18 protein-coding genes are annotated in these 17,488 nt (G+C 67.1%); 5 read left to right on the plus strand and 13 right to left on the minus strand.

What is annotated here, in order from left to right; genetic code table 11:
* Positions 1–78 precede the first annotated feature (78 nt).
* The 7 genes from ACWJIO_RS01025 to ACWJIO_RS01055 form a co-directional block, all read right to left on the minus strand.
* Complete coding sequence (locus tag ACWJIO_RS01025) at positions 79–297, minus strand: hypothetical protein (protein WP_193915829.1); 219 nt, start codon at positions 295–297, stop codon at positions 79–81.
* On the minus strand, positions 287–472 hold the full coding sequence (locus ACWJIO_RS01030) for a conjugal transfer protein TrbI (RefSeq protein ID WP_480310807.1): 186 nt from the start codon (positions 470–472) through the stop codon (positions 287–289). The genes ACWJIO_RS01025 and ACWJIO_RS01030 overlap by 11 nt, the downstream gene beginning before the upstream one ends.
* Positions 473–581: 109 nt before the next feature.
* Positions 582–1,436, minus strand: coding sequence for a metal ABC transporter permease (locus ACWJIO_RS01035; protein WP_370561478.1), 855 nt, complete (start codon positions 1,434–1,436; stop codon positions 582–584).
* Positions 1,429–2,238, minus strand: coding sequence for a metal ABC transporter ATP-binding protein (locus ACWJIO_RS01040; RefSeq protein ID WP_480310808.1), 810 nt, complete (start codon positions 2,236–2,238; stop codon positions 1,429–1,431). The genes ACWJIO_RS01035 and ACWJIO_RS01040 overlap by 8 nt, the downstream gene beginning before the upstream one ends.
* On the minus strand, positions 2,235–3,206 hold the full coding sequence (locus ACWJIO_RS01045; protein ID WP_480310809.1) for a metal ABC transporter substrate-binding protein: 972 nt from the start codon (positions 3,204–3,206) through the stop codon (positions 2,235–2,237). Before ACWJIO_RS01045 ends, ACWJIO_RS01040 begins: the two co-directional genes overlap by 4 nt.
* 96 nt (positions 3,207–3,302) lie before the next feature.
* Positions 3,303–4,403 (minus strand): WD40 repeat domain-containing protein, encoded by a 1,101-nt coding sequence (locus ACWJIO_RS01050; protein ID WP_480310811.1) that lies wholly within the window; start codon positions 4,401–4,403, stop codon positions 3,303–3,305.
* 6 nt (positions 4,404–4,409) lie between these two features.
* The gene (locus tag ACWJIO_RS01055) at positions 4,410–5,393 is read right to left on the minus strand and encodes a CobW family GTP-binding protein (RefSeq protein ID WP_480310812.1); all 984 of its coding nucleotides are present in this window, start codon (positions 5,391–5,393) and stop codon (positions 4,410–4,412) included.
* Between the two features lie 136 nt (positions 5,394–5,529).
* Here ACWJIO_RS01055 and ACWJIO_RS01060 point away from each other — a divergent pair, with 136 nt between their 5' ends.
* The 3 genes from ACWJIO_RS01060 to ACWJIO_RS01070 are packed head-to-tail and all read left to right on the plus strand — an operon-like array spanning position 5,530 to position 8,424.
* Positions 5,530–6,717 (plus strand): FAD/NAD(P)-binding protein, encoded by a 1,188-nt coding sequence (locus ACWJIO_RS01060; protein ID WP_480310814.1) that lies wholly within the window; start codon positions 5,530–5,532, stop codon positions 6,715–6,717.
* 16 nt (positions 6,718–6,733) lie between these two features.
* Positions 6,734–7,654, plus strand: coding sequence for an NAD-dependent epimerase/dehydratase family protein (locus tag ACWJIO_RS01065; protein WP_480310815.1), 921 nt, complete (start codon positions 6,734–6,736; stop codon positions 7,652–7,654).
* Positions 7,651–8,424, plus strand: coding sequence for a Coq4 family protein (locus tag ACWJIO_RS01070; protein ID WP_480310816.1), 774 nt, complete (start codon positions 7,651–7,653; stop codon positions 8,422–8,424). Before ACWJIO_RS01065 ends, ACWJIO_RS01070 begins: the two co-directional genes overlap by 4 nt.
* A 2-nt stretch (positions 8,425–8,426) precedes the next feature.
* Here ACWJIO_RS01070 and clpB read toward each other — a convergent pair whose 3' ends face one another.
* Both clpB and ACWJIO_RS01080 read right to left on the minus strand, forming a co-directional pair.
* Positions 8,427–11,090 (minus strand): ATP-dependent chaperone ClpB, encoded by a 2,664-nt coding sequence (gene clpB / locus ACWJIO_RS01075; RefSeq protein ID WP_480310817.1) that lies wholly within the window; start codon positions 11,088–11,090, stop codon positions 8,427–8,429.
* A gap of 36 nt (positions 11,091–11,126) precedes the next feature.
* On the minus strand, positions 11,127–12,590 hold the full coding sequence (locus ACWJIO_RS01080) for a glycosyltransferase family 39 protein (RefSeq protein WP_480310819.1): 1,464 nt from the start codon (positions 12,588–12,590) through the stop codon (positions 11,127–11,129).
* Between the two features lie 222 nt (positions 12,591–12,812).
* Here ACWJIO_RS01080 and ACWJIO_RS01085 point away from each other — a divergent pair, with 222 nt between their 5' ends.
* Positions 12,813–13,448, plus strand: a complete 636-nt coding sequence (locus ACWJIO_RS01085) for a hypothetical protein (protein ID WP_480310820.1) — start codon at positions 12,813–12,815, stop codon at positions 13,446–13,448.
* On the opposite strand, the gene ACWJIO_RS01090 is transcribed toward ACWJIO_RS01085, so the two are convergent.
* Positions 13,430–13,717, minus strand: a complete 288-nt coding sequence (locus ACWJIO_RS01090; protein ID WP_480310821.1) for a hypothetical protein — start codon at positions 13,715–13,717, stop codon at positions 13,430–13,432. The genes ACWJIO_RS01085 and ACWJIO_RS01090 overlap by 19 nt on opposite strands.
* A gap of 83 nt (positions 13,718–13,800) precedes the next feature.
* On the opposite strand from ACWJIO_RS01090, the gene ACWJIO_RS01095 reads away from it, so the two are divergent.
* Positions 13,801–14,019 carry a hypothetical protein gene (locus ACWJIO_RS01095; RefSeq protein WP_480311492.1) on the plus strand — a complete coding sequence of 73 codons (219 nt, stop codon included), beginning with the start codon at positions 13,801–13,803 and terminating at the stop codon, positions 14,017–14,019.
* 909 nt (positions 14,020–14,928) lie between these two features.
* Here ACWJIO_RS01095 and ACWJIO_RS01100 read toward each other — a convergent pair.
* The 3 genes from ACWJIO_RS01100 to hemE all read right to left on the minus strand — a co-directional run bounded on the left by ACWJIO_RS01100 (position 14,929) and on the right by hemE (position 17,482).
* Entirely contained in the window at positions 14,929–15,270 is a 342-nt protein-coding gene (locus ACWJIO_RS01100; RefSeq protein WP_186696545.1) for a c-type cytochrome, read from the minus strand.
* 107 nt (positions 15,271–15,377) lie between these two features.
* Positions 15,378–16,415, minus strand: coding sequence for an NAD-dependent epimerase/dehydratase family protein (locus ACWJIO_RS01105; protein WP_480310824.1), 1,038 nt, complete (start codon positions 16,413–16,415; stop codon positions 15,378–15,380).
* Between the two features lie 8 nt (positions 16,416–16,423).
* Positions 16,424–17,482, minus strand: coding sequence for a uroporphyrinogen decarboxylase (gene hemE / locus ACWJIO_RS01110; protein ID WP_480310825.1), 1,059 nt, complete (start codon positions 17,480–17,482; stop codon positions 16,424–16,426).
* Positions 17,483–17,488: the final 6 nt, after the last annotated feature.

A 17,488-nucleotide genomic window follows, 5' to 3' on the forward strand; every position in this document is an offset into this window, starting at 1 on the left:
CCCATCCCGCCAGCAGCCTGCTCCTGCAGCATCACCTGCTTGATCGGGTGTGGCTGGTGCCTGAGGTGAAGCAGAGGTTCAGGCCTCGTTCAGCAGGCTCAGCGCCTCCATCACCTGGAGTCGGATGCCGCCCAGGCGGGTCCAGGCCCGCACCGCGTCTTCTCTGCTCCGGTAGGGGCGCCAGTCGTCCTCAGCGATGCGGCGTTGCAGATAGGCCGCCACGCGCTGAGCGACGGCCACATCGCTGCGCCTTGCTAATCGCAGCGTTTTCCCACCGATCACCACTTCAGCAGGCATGGCATTCGCAGCCACAGCCGGCGTGGCAGGGCTCACCGTTGGGGTGCCCCATGGCGCAGGCGTCGCTGCAGAACAGCAAGACGCCGCTGCGGAAGGGCGTCTCCGCTTTCACCGTGCAGTTGCACCCAGGACAGGCGCAGTTCAACGCGGTTGGTCTCCCCATGGTTGTGGTCATGGCCTCTGCTTGGTCAGCTCATCTGCACCCACTCTGGCGCCGGCGGCGCTGCGCTGGATCGGCCAGTGGCCACAACCAGGGCAGCGCAAGGGAGTCAGTCGCGAGGTAGTCAGATCGGTGCGGGCTCGGCTGCTGCTGAAGGCCGGCGACGCATCGGACTGAACAGCAGCGCCAGGGCAAAACCGGTGAACTGAACGATCACCACGCACGGCCCTGAGGGCAGGTTGGCGAGGCCTGACAGAAGCAGCCCGATCAGCGCACATCCCCCGCCCAGGATCGCTGAGACGATCATGTAGGTCGGGAAACGGCGGCTCAGCAGCCGGCCGGCACAGGCAGGAATGACCACGAAGGCACTGATCAGCAGCACCCCCACCGCCTTGATGGACACGGCCACCACCACCGCCAGCAAGACGATGAAGGCCAGGCGGTGCCAGTGGGCGCGAACCCCGAACGCCCCGGCCAGGTCGTTGCTGAGGGTGAGCAGCACCTGGGCCCGCAGACTCAGGCTGAGATAGACCAACGCGCCGAGCAGGAGTGTGCCGATGACGGCCAGATCCAACCAGCCGATCCCGAGGATGTCACCGAACAGCAGCTGCTGGATTCCGCCCCGGTAGGTGTCCACCAGGCTGAGAGCCACCACGGCGAAGGCCAGGGATGTGGAGTAAACGATGTTGAGCAGGGCATCAGCCGGCAGCTGGCTGCGTTGCACCAGCTGGTTGATCAGCAGTGCAAAGATCACCGCAAAGGGAATCAGCACCAGGGTTGGGTTGACCCCCAGCAGGATGCCGATGCTGATGCCGAGCAGGGCCGAGTGCCCCAGGGCATCACTGAAGAAGGAGAGCTGACGCAACACGGCAAAGCTGCCCAGCAGCCCGCCCAGGCTGCCCGTGAGCAGACCGCCCAGCATGGCCCGCTGCATGAAGGGCTGGGCGATAACCCCAAGCAGTGCCGAGGGATCAGCCAAGCCTGCCCAGCTCCTTCCGATTGCAGGCGTGACTGTGCTGATAAGGCACCACATTCGGGCCATAGAGCTCAGCCAGCCGAGCCGGACTCAGGGCATGGTCAGGAGCCCCGCTGCAGCGCAGTCGACGGTTCAGACAGAGCACCTGGTCACAGGTGCGTCGCACCATGTCGAGATCGTGCGACACCTGCAGAACGGTCCAGCCTTCCTGGCGGCGCAGCTCCAGCAGCAGCTGATAGAACTGCTCGCAGGCAAGCCCATCAAGACCCGCCTGGGCTTCGTCGAGCACCAGCAGTTGCCGGGGCCGCACGACACAAAACGCCAGCAACACCCTTTTCAGTTCGCCGCCCGAAAGCTCACTCAGCAGGCGCTCACCCAGCTCGCTGCATCCGGTGCGCTCCAGGGCCCGCCTCACCGCCTCACGGCGGCGTCGGCCGCCAGTCCAGGCCAGGCTCAAGCCGGGGGAATCGCAGCCGAAGCCCACGAATTCCGACACGCTGAGCGGAAACCGCCCTTGCAGGGCGAGGGTCTGCGGCAGATAGGCAACCTGGGCCCGAATCGAGCGGGGCAGCTCCCCTGCCGGCCCCAGGGCGTGGCCGAGGATCCGAACGGTGCCTGCCTGCCTGGGCAGCAAGCCCAGCAGGGCGGCCACCAACGTGCTCTTGCCTGCTCCATTGGGACCAACCAGGGCTGTGTCCGTTTCCCTGGCCAGCTGAAAGTCCACAGCATCCACAGCCAGAGCCCCAGCGCGCTGGACGGTCAGGCCCCGCACCTCGAGCACCACTGGGGACACGGCGGCGCTCATTGGCTGAAGGCCTGTCGCAGGTTGGTCACGTTGCCGCGCATCACGTTGAAGTAGGTGCCGGGGTCAAGGGCAGCTTGCTCGCTGGAGGTCTCCATCGGGTCGAACACGCTGATCCGCACCCCCAGATCTTTGGCCAGGGCGTTGAAGGAGCGGTCTCCCTCCTGAGGTTCAGAGAGCAGTGCCCGCAGCTGGGTCTGCTCCACGATCTCGCTCACGCGTTGCAGGTCAGCGGGGGAGGGGTTCATCTCGGGCACGTCCACCAGATACTCTGCCTTCAGGCCAAAGCGCTCCGCAAAGTAGGGGGCGAAATCGTGGAAGGCCACGAAGGTTTTCCCCTCGAAGGGTTTGAGCTGGCTGGCGATCTCGGTGTTGAGGCCCTTCAGCTCTTCAGTGTAGGCCTCTGCGTTGCGGCGATAGCCCTCTGCGCAACCGGGGTCGGCCTTCACGAGGCCGTCGCGAATCGTCTCCACCTGCTGCACGGCCCGCAGTGGATCCAGCCAGATGTGGGGGTTCAGCTCACCGTGGGCGTGGCCGTGTCCATGCTCCTCCTCGTGGTCAGCCTCGTTGTGGTCGTGCTCCTCCTGGGACGCGATCGTGGTGACCCCCTGGCTTGAATCGATCACGACCAGGTCGGGGTTTTCGGCGGAAGCCACGAGCTTCTCGAGAAAGCTCTCCATTTCCAGACCGTTCTTCACCAGCACCTGGGCCTCCCGCAGGGAAGCCAGATCCCCAGGCTTGGCCTGAAAATCGTGGGGGCTGCTGCTGGGGGGGATCAGCGCGTTGACTTCGGCGCAATCCCCCGCCACAGCACGGGTGAACAGCGTGATCGGCAGGAAGGTGGTGACCACCTTCAGCCCCGGCTCGCCGCTCTCGGAATCGGCGGTTTGCTGTGGGGCTCCACAGGCCACAAGCAGGAGGGCCAATCCCAGCAGGCCCGAGCGCCGCAGACAGGACAACAGAACGCTCATCTGGATGGATTGAGAACCATTCTCATCCTACAGGAGATGGTGGGGCCTCTTCGGTGCCGCCAGCCAGGTCGTGTCACCGCCGCGCCGGGGCTGCTCCTAGCCGAAACCGGCTCCGCCCGAGCGGCGTTCCCGCTCCCTGCCAGGCCCGGCAACAGGCCACAGCCACCAGCGGCCCTGGTCGCCGCCGGCCGCCAGGTGCAGCCCATCCGGCCGCCAGGCCAGAGCCTGGAACCCCTGGCCTTCGCCTTCAAGGGGTTGCAGCAGGCGGCCCCGGCTATCCCAGAGAGCCACGCTGCCATCGACGGACGCGCTGGCCAGCAGGGGGCGGCCGGGTGCGAAGGCCAGGGCCTGGACCTTGCGTTGATGCCACAGCAGGGGCTCAGGCGTCCAACCTCGTTCACCTCGATCGCGCTGCTGCCACAGCACCACCGTGTCGGCAGAAGCCACCGCCAGGGCAGGCGCCAGTCGCCCGGGCTGATCGCTCCAGGCCAGCGCCCTGACCTTGGCCGGGAAGCCGCTGAATTGCCAGGGCCGACCTTGGCCCGCCTCAGGCCAGAGCAGCAGCGAGCGATCCATCTGGCCACTGGCCAGCAGGTCACCGAACGGCGCGTAGGCCAGCACCAGGCCCACCGAGCCGGTGGGGGCGCGCAGGGGCTGGGCTCCCGGAGCTGCATCGGGTTGCCAGAGAGCCACCTCGCCCTGGCAACTGGCGGCCAGTTGTCTGCCATCGGCGCTCCAGGCCAGGGCCTGGACTGTGCCCGGCAGATCCAGGCGATTCGGGCGCCACTGGCGCACGGCCCCATCCCAGAGGCGCACCTGGCGGCCAGCGGCCACAGCCAGCACCAGGCCGTGGGGTTGCCAGGCCGCCGCATCGAGCCAACCGGCCCCCAGTGGCATCGGCTCCAGAGCCATGGGCCGGATGCCGCTGCCGCCCAGCTCCCAGAGCAGCAGCTCTCCCGCCTGGCCCACTGCCATCAAGAACTGGTCATCGGCACTGAAGCCGATCGCATCGAGACTGCTGTCGCGATCCCCACGCAGCTGCTCTTCACAACCGGCGCCAAAATCGAGCAGCACCAGTTCACCACCGGCGCTCGCGATGGCAAGGAACGCGCCATCGCTCGACCAGCTCAGGCAGGTGATCGCCTGCTGCAGCTCGCCGCAGAGTCGCTCACACACCAGAGCCGCAGGTGTTGCCATCGCCGCTCAGGCCACGCAGGCGTGGAAGCCAGAGCGCAAGGCTTCCGGATCAAGGTTGCGGCCGATGATCACAAACTGCGTTGAGCGCTGCTCGCCGTCGTGCCAGGCACGGTCGAAATCGCCGTCCAGAAGCATGTGCACCGACTGGAACACATAGCGCCTGCCCTCTCCCTTGAGCTGGATGATTCCCTTCATCCGAAACAGATCAGGACCCCGCTCGGCCACCAGATCCGCCAGCCAGCTCCCCAGCCTGTCCAGATCCATGGGCCGCTCCTCCAGCAGCGCCAGCGAACCCACGGCGGCGTCGTGTTCGTGCTCGTGCTCTTCCACCAGGAAGCCAGGATCAAGGCTGAGAGCCCGTTCCAGCTCAAAGGCTTCCACCCCGAGAATCTGCTCCATGGGCACAGCGGCGCCGGTGGCCGTGAGCAGCCTGGCCACCGGGTTGATCGCCCGGATCCGCTGCTCGATCGAGCAACGCTCGGTCTCGTCCACCAGGTCGCTCTTGTTGAGCAGCAGCACATCGGCAAAGGCCAGCTGCTCCTGCACCTCCTCCGCCTCCCAGTGCTGGAGCACGTGCTTGAGATCCACCAGGGTGACCACCGCATCGAGCCTGAGCTCATCGCGTAAGTCCTCATCCACAAAGAACGTCTGAATCACCGGGGCTGGATCGGCCAGGCCAGTGGTTTCAATCACCAGGTGATCAAAGCGATCACGGCGCTTCATCAGGTTGCCGATGATGCGGATCAGATCGCCACGAACAGTGCAGCAGATGCAGCCATTGTTCATCTCGAAGATCTCTTCATCGGCGTTGACCACCAACTGGTTGTCGATGCCCACTTCGCCGAACTCGTTGACGATCACGGCCACCTTCAGGCCGTGTTCATGGGTGAGGATGCGGTTCAGCAAGGTGGTTTTGCCGGCACCGAGGTAGCCGGTGAGCACCGTGACCGGCAGGCGCTGGGAGGCGGGAACCGCACTGGAGAAGGCCATGGCAGGGGCAGGAAGCCGAAGCCTCTGGTGTGAGAATGGTTGTCATTCTAGTAAGAGCACCAGCTCCGGCCGGCCCGCATGGCTCGTTCTGAAACCGCTCGTGTTGCCCGCCTCAATCCCTCGCCGGGGGCTGGCGATGGCTGAGCTGCTGATCGCTGGAGCCGGCCCCCACGCCCTGGCGCTCAGCTGCCAGCTGCTGCAGAAGCGGCCCCAGTGGCGCCGCCATCTGCGCGTGGTGGATCCCACCGGTGCCTGGATGGTGCGCTGGCAGCGGCAGATGCAGGCCTACGAGATTCCCTGGCTGCGGTCTCCCTCCCCCCATCACCCCCACCCCAATCCCCATGCCCTGCGCCGCTATGCCCAGGATCAGCAGCGCATGCGGGAGCTGGAAGGGCCCTACGGCCTCCCCCACACAGGCCTGTTTGCCGACTTCTGCCACGGCGTCGTTCGGGAGTTTCAGCTGGCTGAGCGGGTGCAGGCGGCGTCAGTAGCCCAGATCCAGCTGGGTCCGGCTCGTCCTGCCTCGCTGCAGGTGACCCTCAGCGATGGGGCGCTGATCCAACCGCGCCGACTGGTGCTGGCCACGGGAATGGGTGAGCCCGTGCTGCCCAGCTGGGTGACGCGCATCGCGTCGCCCTATCCGGCCGAGGCCCTGCAACACAGCCAGACGCTTGATCTGGCCACGTGCCATGGGTTGCTGGGCCAGCACATCCTGATCGTGGGTGCTGGGCTCACCAGCGCCCACCTTGCCCTCGGCGCGCTCAGGCGAGGTGCCCAGGTCACGATGCTCTGCCGGCGGACGCTCCGGAGCAGGCCGTTTGATGCGGACCCGGGCTGGCTGGGCCCGAAGTATCTCAAGGCATTTCACGCCGAAGCCTGTTGGCGTCGACGCCATAGGCAAGTGGTGGCGGCGCGTGACGGCGGCTCGATCACGCCCCTGTTGGCTGCCCAACTCGATCAGATGCGCCGCCGGGGCCGCCTGCAGCTTCACGAGCACGGCCAGGTGCAGTCGGCCTGCTGGCAGGCGGGCAGCTGGCAGGTTGACTGCCTTGATGGCTGCCGGCATCGGGCCGATCGCCTCTGGCTGGCGACGGGCCACCGTCAGGGCGTCAGCCAGCATCCGCTGCTGCGCCAGCTGCTGGATCAGAAGCCCATCGAGCTGATCAACGACTTCCCTGTGCTGACCAGCGACTTGCGCTGGCCCGGCACCAACGTGCACCTGATGGGAGGTCTGAGCGCGTTGCAGCTCGGCCCCGCCGCCCGCAACCTGTTCGGGGGGCTGGAAGCGGCAAAACGCATCGCTCGGGCAGCCGTGAAGGCCTGAGCACAGGTTCCGGCTGATGGATCGAGGGTCGCTCGTAGGGTCACCACAGCGGCAGAGCGGTGTGCGCATCAGCATCATTGGCTGCGGCTGGTTGGGCACAGCCCTGGCCGGCGTCTGGCAGGCCCGCGGCCAGCACGAGTTGCTGGTCACCACCACCCGCCCGGAACGCCTGGCCGAGCTTCAGGCCCTGGGTCTGCAGGCACGGCTGCTCCGGGGCGGTGACACCGCCGCGATGGCCGAGGCCCTGGCGGAGGCGGAGGTGGTTGTGCTCACCCTGGCGCCCGGGGGCGATCGCCAGGTGGATGCGGACGCCTACGCCTCCACCTACCTCCCCACCTGCCGCTCCCTGCTGGAGCTGCTGCCGCAGCTGCCCCTGCTGCGCCAGATCATCTACACGAGCAGCTGCGGCGTCTATGGCGATGCGGGGGGCGACTGGATCGACGAATCCACGCCGCCCCAGCCCCGCGATGACCATGCCGCGGTGCTGCTGCAGACCGAGGCGTTGCTGGGGCAGACCGCCCAGCCAGCCCCGGATGGGGGCAGGGCCGGGGCTCTGGCGGTGGCCCTGCTGCGCCTCGGCGCCCTGCACGGTCCAGGCCGGGAGCTGGCCCCGCGCCTGGCCAGGCTGGCGGGCAGCCGCCGGCCCGGGGATGGCAGCACCTGGAGCAACTGGATCCATCGCGACGATGCCGTGGCCGCCATCGACCGGGTGCTGGAGAGCGGCTTCAGCGGCACGCTCAACGTGGTGGATGGCCAGCCGGTCACCCTGCGTCAGCTGATGGATCGGGTGTGCTCCAGCCAGGGGCTGGAGCCTGTGCAGTGGACCGGCGGCTCCGAACAGACCCCGGCCGCGAACCGGCGCATTCGCAACACGGGCCTGCTGGCCCTGGGCGTGCCGAAGCCACGTAACGTTGCGGGCCCAACGGCCCAGGCATGAGCTTCCGCTATCTCGATCGGGTCGCCAGCGCCGAGTCGATCCAGCACTTTCTCGATCTGGCCGACCTGGCGGTGGGCGCCGGCCAGTCGGCAGACAACGTGTTCATGCTCTCGCACCGTCTGCGCGCCTCGCGGCCGATGCAGCTCTGCCTCAGCCGCTTGCAGCGCGATCCGGCCAGCTGGGCCTGGGTGGAGCAGCGCCGCCCTATCTCCCCCTACAACCTCGAAGCCCTCAGAGCGATGCCGAAGGGCAGCCTGGGCCACACCTATGGCACGGTGATGGCCACCCTCGGCTACGACATCAACTTCTTCCCCGAGCCGGCCTTCTTCAACAACCTGGAGAGCGACGCCGATTACATCAACTACCGCGTGTACGCCACCCACGACATTCACCACATCGTCACGGGCTTCAGCCTGGATAACTACGGGGAACTGGGCGTGATCAGCGCCAGCGTGGCCCAGTTCTCCCATCCCGGCCTGGCCTTCACCGATCTGATTGCCCTGCTCACCTCCTGGTTCCGCACCGACACGCCGATCGACGAGCTGGACAACCCGCGGGAACAGGCCCGTACCACGGCCTACGTGTTCCGCATGATCAGCCGTGGGCTGGAGCTGGGCCTGGAGGCCCAGCCCCTGTTTCCCGTGAACTGGCCGGAGCGCCTGGAGCAGAACCTCGAGGAGCTGCGGACGGAGCTGGGCATCGAAGCGGCCCGTGATGGCCTCTTCAGCTGGCACAGCAACCCAGCCCTGGCGGCGGCCCTGGCCGCCTGAGCTCAGACCAGCAACGGCAGCTGGGCCGGCTCGCTCTGCTGGAAGCGCAGGCGCCCCTCAGCAGCCTCAGTGCCATCGGTGGTCACATCCACCACGATGCTGTGGCCCGGCGTGAAACGGCCCGCCAGGATGCCCTTGGCGATCGGGGTTTCCAGTTCGCGCTGGATCGCCCGCTTCAGCGGCCTGGCGCCGTAGACGGGGTCGTAGCCCACCCCGGCCAGCCAGTCGAGCGCGTCGGCGTTGAGCTGCAGCCCCAGCTTGCGCTCCTCCAGGCGGCGCTCCAGCCGCTGCACCTGCAGTTCCACGATCTCGCGCAGCTCCTCCTGGCGCAGGCTGTGGAAGATGATCGTTTCATCGAGGCGGTTGAGGAACTCGGGGCGGAAGTGGGCCCGCAACGCCTCATTCACCCGCTTCTCCATCTCGCCGTGGCGGGCCGGGTCACCGGCCAGATCCAGGATCGAGGCGCTGCCGATGTTGCTGGTGAGGATCAGCACCGTGTTGGTGAAGTCCACCGTGCGGCCCTGGCCATCGGTGACGCGGCCGTCATCGAGGATCTGCAGCATCACGTTGAACACGTCGGGGTGGGCCTTCTCCACCTCGTCGAACAGGATCACGGCGTAGGGGCGCCGCCGCACGGCCTCGGTGAGCTGGCCGCCCTCCTCGTAGCCCACATAGCCGGGAGGGGCGCCGATCAGGCGGCTCACGGCGTGTTTCTCCATGTACTCGCTCATGTCGATGCGCACCATGGCGTCGTCGGCATCAAAGAGCTGGGCGGCCAGGGCCTTGGAGAGCTCCGTTTTGCCCACGCCGGTGGGGCCGAGGAAGAGGAAGGAGGCAATCGGCCGGTTCGGGTCGCTGAGGCCGGCGCGGGAGCGCTGGATGGCATCGGCCACGGCGGTCACGGCCTGGGCCTGGCCGATCACCCGGGTGTGGAGTTCGTCCTCCAGGTGCAGCAGCTTCTCCATCTCGCTCTGCACCAGCTTGCTCACCGGGATCCCTGTCCACTTGGCGATCACCTCGGCGATGTCCTCTTCGGTGACCTCCTCGCGCAACAGGGTTTTTTCGGTGCTGCCCTCAGCACCATCCGGGCCGCTGCCGCCGCTGAGCTCGGCCTCCTTGCTGGCCAGCTTGCGGTGCAGGTCGGCCAGGGTGCCGTACTCGAGCTCGGCCGCTTTGTTGAGGTCGTACTGGCGCTTGGCCTGCTCCACCTGCAGCTGCACCTGTTCGATCTCCTCCTTGAGGGCACCGAGGGCCTCGATGGCCCCTTTCTCGGCCTGCCACTGGGCATTGAGACCGCTCTGCTGCTCCCGCAGTTCGGCGAGTTCCCGCTCCAGCCGCTCCAGCCGCTCCTTGCTGGCGGCGTCGGATTCGCGGCCCAGGGAGAGCTTTTCCATCTCCAGCTGCAGGATGCGGCGATCGAGTTCGTCGATCTCCTCGGGCTTGGAGGTGATCTCCATCTTCAGCCGCGCCGCCGATTCATCCACCAGGTCGATGGCCTTGTCGGGCAGGAAGCGGTCGGCGATGTAGCGGCTGCTCAGCACGGCGGCGGCCACCAGGGCGTTGTCGGCGATGCGCACGCCGTGGTGCACCTCGTAGCGCTCCTTGAGGCCGCGCAGGATCGAAATCGTGTCTTCCACGGTGGGCTGATCCACGAACACCTGCTGGAAGCGGCGCTCCAGGGCCGGATCCTTCTCGATGTGCTGGCGGTGCTCATCGAGGGTGGTGGCGCCGATGCAGCGCAGCTCGCCGCGGGCCAGCATCGGCTTGAGCAGGTTGCTGGCGTCCATCGAGCCGCCGGTGGCGCCGGCCCCCACCACGGTGTGGATCTCATCGATGAACAGCACGATCTGCCCCTCGGAGGAGGTGACCTCCTTGAGCACGGCCTTGAGCCGCTCCTCGAACTCGCCGCGGTACTTGGCACCGGCGATCAGGGCGCCCATGTCCAGCGACACCAGCTGACGGTTCTGCAGGGCCTGGGGCACATCGCCGTTGACGATGCGCTGGGCCAGCCCCTCCACGATCGCGGTTTTGCCCACGCCGGGTTCGCCGATCAGCACCGGGTTGTTCTTGGTGCGGCGGCTGAGGATCTGGATCGTGCGGCGGATCTCCTCGTCGCGCCCGATCACCGGATCGAGCTTGCCCTCGCGGGCGGCGGCGGTGAGGTCGCGGCCGTACTTCTCCAGGGATTCGTAGGTGCCCTCGGGGTTCTGGTCGGTCACGTTCTGGCTGCCCCGCACCGCCTGCACAGCCTCCTTGAGTTTGTCGGCGCTGGTGCCGGCCTGGGCGAGCAGTTGCTTGCCGCAGCGGTCGTCGATCGCCAGGGCCAGCAGCAGGTGCTCGATGGCGATGTAGCTGTCGCCATAGGTCTGCTTGAGCTGCTCGGCCTGGTCGAGCACGGCGTTGAGCCCCTTGCCCAGGTACACGTTGTCGGGCGGGGCGCTGAGGCTGGGCTGGGCGCTGATGTGGGCCTCCACCTTCTGGCTGAGGCTGCCCACATCCACGCCGGCTTTTTCGAGGATGCGGCCGGCCAGCCCCTGCTGGGCCAGCAGAGCCGAGAAGAGGTGCTCGCTCTCCATCTGCTGCTGGCGCTTCTGCACGGCCAGCTGCTGGGCGGCCACCACGGCGCCCCAGGCCTTTTCGGTGAACAGTTCTGCGGTGGGATGCATGGACGACTCTCCCTGTGATCTTGCGTTGTGATCACGCTATGCACGGTGGTCGTGGTTGAAACCCCTGGCAGCCGAACCCCCCGGTACGGCGCTCCGCCCGCCGGTGGGAAGCCCGGCCGTCACTGGTGGGAAAGCCGTCACCTTGCCTGTAACCACAGCTGACCCCGCCGGCTGCTGCACCACCTGACCCAGGTGATGGGAGGACAACACGGCCGGGTGGTGTGGCGGCAGCGGCTCATCGGCAAAGAACAGCAGCTTGGTGGGCGTCACCTTCTGGCTGAGGGCCACGGCTTCTCCACCGCTGCTGCTGGAGCGCACCACCCGCAGCACGCGGCCCGGCTGGGCCTGCAGCTGGTCCCGGATGGCCGGCTGGTCGAAGCTGTAGCGGCTCCACCAGGTTTCCGCAGCCAGAATCGTGTGGCAGGAGGCGGCTCCTCCCACCACCAGCAGGCCCAGCAGGCTGAGGCCGATCAGCCGAAACCCCTGGCTGTGGATGCGGGCCTCCAGCCCTGCGGCCACGAGCAGAACAACGCTCACGCTGGCCGGCAGCAGATAGCGGGTCACCAGGCTGTGGCGCCCTCCCAGCAGCAGATCCGGCAGGGCGACGGCCAGGCTGTTGCAGAGCAGCAGCAGCAGCAGCAGCGACCCTCCTCCCGACCTGCCGCTACGGCGCAGTTCGGCACTGCCGGCCCAGGCCAGGGCCGCCAAGAGGGGCAGCAGCACCAGCGGCAGCCAGGCAGGGGCGCCGTCCCCCAGGTCCAGGAAGGGAGAGCTCCAGTGGAGGGTGCGGATCAGGGGGGCCGGCAAGGGGGCGGCGGCTTCCCTGAGCCAGGCCGTGTGCTGCAGCATGGGGTCAAGGCCACGGGCGATCACCGCCAGCCAGGGCAGGAAGGCCGCGGTAGCGGCCCCTGCGGCGAGTGCCCAGCGGCGGCGGTGACCCGCTGGGCCTTGCGCCAGCCAGCTGTGAAGGCCATGGCTCAGCAGCACCACCAGAAAGATCAGGCTGGTGTAGAGGCCGCCCACCATGGTGAGTCCGTAGAGCCAGGTGTTCGCCGCGCCACCCCGGCGCCGCAGGCGCAGGTAGGTGGAGCAGGCCAGGGCGGTGAGGAGGAACAGCAGGCTGTAGGGCCGGGCATCCTGGGCGTAGAGCAGCTGCAGCGGAGACACCGCAGCCAGCAGCACCGCCACGGCAGCGACCCCGGCCTTGCCGGATACCTGCCTGGCGAGCGAGTGGAGGGCCGGCAGGGCGAGCAGGCTCAAGAGTCCTGAGAGCTGGCGCAGGGCCGCGATGGAATCATTCAGCCGCTCGCGCACCAGGCGCGCCATCAGGAAGTAGAGGGGAGGGTGCTCGGGATGCTCCACCAGGGCGCTGAGAGTGTCCGCCCAGGGGTGGAGTGGGCTGAGCTTCAGGAAGGTCTGCAGGGAGCCGAACGTCAGGGGGCCCGCCTGAGCTGTCAACGCGTCCAGCTCCCCGGCTTGATAGCCGGCTGAACGCACCATCGTGAGCACTTCATCGTGCGATAGCCATGGGCTCCCAGGGTCGTGGAAGCGCAGCAGGCCTCCCCCAACCAGGGCCAGGGGCAGAGCCATGGCCGAGGGCCACGATCTGGCCGGGGCCGTCTTGAAACGCTGCAGGGGGACGCCGCTGCAGTCATCCCTGTCCCTGGCCTTCACAAACCCCCTCCATCATGGAAAATGGACGTTATTCCTGAAATTGCATCCGTGAAAGGGCTTGCCTGTGCGTTGTCCTGCCTGGTGGTGAGCGCGCTGGCGGGTGGGCCCGCCCTGGCCAGAGGGGGCTACCGATTCTCCGGCGGCGGTGGGGAGGCCTGGCGCGGCGGCTACAGGGGTGAACATCCGCTCTATGGCGCCGGCGCCCGGCCTGCCGTGGAGGGTGATCGCTTCAACCGGGTGACCATCAACAACAACTTCTACAGCCGTGACATTCACGGTTGGAACGATGGCTGGCGAGGTGGTGGCTACTGGAACAGCCGCCCCTGGAACCACGGCTGGTATGGCGGCTGGGGCGGCTGGGGCTGGTGGGGCGCCAGCGCTGCTGCCTGGGGCGTGGCGGGCCTGGCCACGGGGGCCGCGATCGGTTCGTTGGTGAATGCTGCAGCGGATCAGCAGTCCACGGTGATCGTGGTGCCCGAGACCGGCATCCAGCTTGACTATGGCTCCGTGGAGAGTGTGGGCACCGGCGGGGTGAGCTTCAACTACAACCTGGAGGGGAGCGGTCAGCTCAGCGGGTCAGCCAATTGCCAGCAGGGCCTGATCAACGGCCGGGTGCCGGCCTCGGTGCAACAGGCCCAGCTGCTCAATGCCGTCTGCCAGGTGGCCTACGGCTCAGGCAGCTGAATCACACCCGCGTTGGGGCCACACAGCCGCAGCGGGCAGCCGTCGGCTCCATAGACCGCGTCATGGGGCGAGAGGCAGCCGAGCTCGTTCTTACCTCTCACCTGGTTCGCGGGCAGTCGCTTCGGCTGCAGCTCCCGTTGGCTGGAGGGCACGAGCATGGGACAGCCCCCTGTGATCACTCTCTGGGCCTGCGCGGGCAGGGCCAGAGGCAGCGTCACGCCCAGGCTGATGGCCAGGGCGCTCATCCTGGCCAGGCAGGGGTTCGCCATCATGGCTCCAGCACTCCCCCCTACTCTGACCTGGCTTGGTCGCCCCGATCGCGGCGGCGCAGTCACCCGTGATGGAGTTCGGCATGGACGTCCCCCCCTACACCGAGGCGTTGATCGCTGAGCTGGTTGAGGCGTCCAGGGAATTTGACGCCACGGGGCGCGACCCTGAGCGCAATTGCTGGATGGCGGTGCATCGCCATGTGCACGGGGTGCTGCCAAGTGAATACGACATCCGCGAGGTGCCAGAGGATCTGTATCTGGCTGTGCTTGAGCGCCGCAAGCAGGACTCGGCTGACAGCTGACCTTCCATAGCTGCCCTCCCCTGCCAGAAGCCATTGCTTCGTGAGGGAGGGTTGAGTCGAAGTGACCTGTGATTTCGACATTGACGCAGTGGATGGTCAAAGGCGTCATTGTCGGTATCGAAGTTTGTGATGTGATCGGGTCTTCTCAGGACCGATGATTGAGTTTCTCTGCGATTTGTCGTATGGATCTCCGTGCCTGCTCCGCCGGCACAGGAATTGACGCGGCGACACATACTGACTAGATTATTGCTGCCCAATCCCGTGGGTTTGGTGATCACGGGATTAACATCATGAAAAATTGCTAGCCCCCAACCTCCTTCAAGTGTTGATTTTCCGCCATCGTTGGTAAGGAACAAGGACCAGCTGCCATTTGGGTCGCGAGCCGGAACGCTACCAAAAGGGTTGGATCACGTGGAGTGCTGTTGGGCCGAAATCTGCCGCTTGTTGGAATAACTGGATGTTAACGGGCAGCAGATCAAGGCCGCTGCTGTCCTTGATCAGGGAAGCAGAGAAGTTTTGTGGCTGGTGAAGGGTGAGGCCTTTCAGAGTGAGTGACGCACGCAAGATGGAGCCTTTGAGATCCAAACAGCAACGTTATCGACCCTGGCGGCGCCAATCGCCTAGGCATCGGCTTCCTGGTGCTGTGGCGTTGTAGGGGTTAGGGCGCTTGGCTGTTGGAATACAGACTTAACAGTCCAGGACCGGGTTGCGATGCTAAAAAAAACAAGATTAGAGCCAAGGAGCATTGTCTAATCGAAAAGAAAACCCCCGGTAGTTGCCGGGGGTTTTCAGGATGGCGATCAAGGTAATGTCCTTTTGGCCAAGGCTCTTCAGCTAATTGCCAATCAGCCTGTGCTGCGGTTGCGTCTAGGCACAGGCTGTTGAACGAAGGGCTTTGGAGGCGAGCGGTCAGGCCCAGCCCTTGCCGGCCATGTCTTCCACGTAGGCGGCCACGTCGGCGATGTCGCCTTCGCTGAGCTTGCCGCCGAAGGCAGGCATGGCGTTCTTGCCGTTGGTCACCTGGTAGGCGATGGCGGCTTCGTGGTCGCTGCTGTAATCAGCCAGGTAGGCCTCAAGGGCGTCCTGCTTGAGGGTGCGCTCCGCGTTCACCACATTGCCGCCGCCCATGTGGCAGGCGGCGCAGTTGGCGGAGAAGAGCTGGCCGCCGTGGGCGACATCAGCGGCATAGCTGGGGGCAGCGCCCAACACCAGGGCGAGGCAGAGAGCAATCAGGGAAAAGAGACGGCGCATGGAGGGGCGCATCAGGCATGGACTACCCGAAAACTTAAGCGCCGCAGGGGCGGCTGTGCTTGGCGACGCCGAGCTTCGAAACATTTGCGACATGGCAGCGCATCCCCCTACTCCCGGCCGGACGGCGGCGGCAGCGGGCCCCGCTGCGGCAGCCCCGCATCGGCGAAGACCGCCTCCAGGGTGGGCGCGTGGCTCTTCTCGCCGAAGCGCTCCGGCGGGCTGATCGGCTGGTGCACGAAATGGCGCTGCCGTATCGAAAAGCGGTCCCAGGCCGTCATCTCGATCCGCAGCAGTTTGATCAGGCCCTCCACCAGCCAGCCGCGCAGGTCGAGGCCGAAGGGCGGGATCCAGGTGCCCCGCCAGCGGCCCAGCTGCCGCACGGTCTCATTCACGGTCACGGCGGGTTGGCCAAGCACCAGCCGGCGCAGCGGCCCCTGGGCCGGTTCCGGGTTGGCCTGGTGGGGCTGGGTGGCCAGGTGCACGCACACCCGGGCGATGTCGGCCGCATGGATGAAGTGGAAGGAGGCGTCAGCCCGCAGCCAGCGGGCCAGCCACAGCCAGCGGGCCGCCTCCCCCAGGCCCGCGGTGAGGTAGCTGGTGGGGAAGGGGCCGCCGCCATCGAGCCGGCCGCCGAACACCAGGGTGGGAAACACCGCCACGATGCGCGCTGCCAGGGGGTGGTGCTCCAGCTGCTGCAGGCAGAGGGCCTTGGTCTGGATGTACTCGGTGCCGTAGCGGCTCGCCTCGGGCAGCAGGTGCAGGCGGCGATCCAGCACCGAGGCAGTGGAGAAATAGATCAGCTGCTCCAGCCGCTCCGGATCGGTGAGGCTGAGGAGAACCTTGACGGCTTCCACGTTGACCCGCTGGGCCCGCTCGGGATCTCCCCAGGCCGTGGCTGTGTGGATGATCCGGCTCGCCGAGCCGATGGCGGCGGCGGCGGCCTCCTGGCCCGGTTTGCCCAGCTCGCGCAGGTCGCTCACCACCAGGGTCACGCGGGGATCGTCCTGGGGCACCGCCGTGAGTTTGGCCGGATCACGCAGCAGCAGCAGCAGCTCGGCGTCGGTCTGGCGGTAGAGCAGATCGGCGATGTACTGGCCAACGCAGCCGCTGGCGCCGGTGATCAGGATGCGTTGGGGCCGCTGCACCCCTGGGCTCAAACGGCCGCTCCGAGCAGCTCGCTCACGGCCTTGCCGGTTTCAAAGAACACGCGAGCGTTGTCTTCCGGGGTGCCCGGCAGGATGCCGTGGCCGAGGTTGAGGATGTGGCGGCGGCCGCGGGCCTTGCGCACCGTGTCGAGGATGCGCGCGCGGATCGCCTCCGGCGTGCCGAACAGCAGGCCCGGATCCACATTGCCCTGCACGCCGAGGTGCTCGGGCAGCCGGGCGCAGCCGTCGGCCATGTCCACGGTCCAGTCGAGGGAGATGAAGTCCACCCCGGTGCTGGCCATGCGCTCGAGCACACCGGCGCTGCCGGAGATGTAGAGGATCAGGGGGGTGTCGGGGTGGGTGGCCTTCACCTGATCGATCACCCGCTTCTGGTACGGGGCGGCGAACAGGTCGTAGTCGATCGGGCTCAGCTGACCGGCCCAGGAATCGAACAGCTGCACCACCTGGGCCCCCGAATCGATCTGGTAGCGCACGTAGGTGGCGATCGCATCGGCCAGGTGGCCCAGCAGCTGGTGCAGCAGCGCCGGCTCCTGGAAGGCCATCGCCTTGATCACCGAGTAGGTCTTCGAGCTCTTGCCCTCCACCGCATAGGCGGCCAGGGTCCAGGGAGCCCCCACGAAGCCGAGCACGGCGGCGGCGTTGCCCACGTCAGCCCGCAGCCGGCCCAGCACCTCGCCCACGAACGGCAAAGCCTCGGCCGGATTGAGGGGCCGCAGGGCATCCACCTGGGCCTGGCTGCGGATGGCGGGCTCGATGACGGGCCCCTTGCTCTCGATGATGTCGAAGTCGATGCCGATCCCCGGCAGGGGCGTGAGGATGTCGGAGAAGAGGATCACCCCGTCGGGCTGGAAAGCCCGGTAGGGCTGCATCGAGATCTCGTAGGAGAGATCGGGATTCTCCGAGCGCTCGCGGAAGCCCGGATGGCGGTCGCGCAGGTCGCGGTAGACCTTCATGTAACGCCCCGCCTGGCGCATCATCCACACCGGCGGCCGCTCCACCTGCTCACCTCGGGCGGCGCGAAGCAGCAGGGGAGCGTTCGGGGCCATCGGCAG

Source organism: Paraciimarium castrense LEGE 11436, assembly GCF_056633055.1.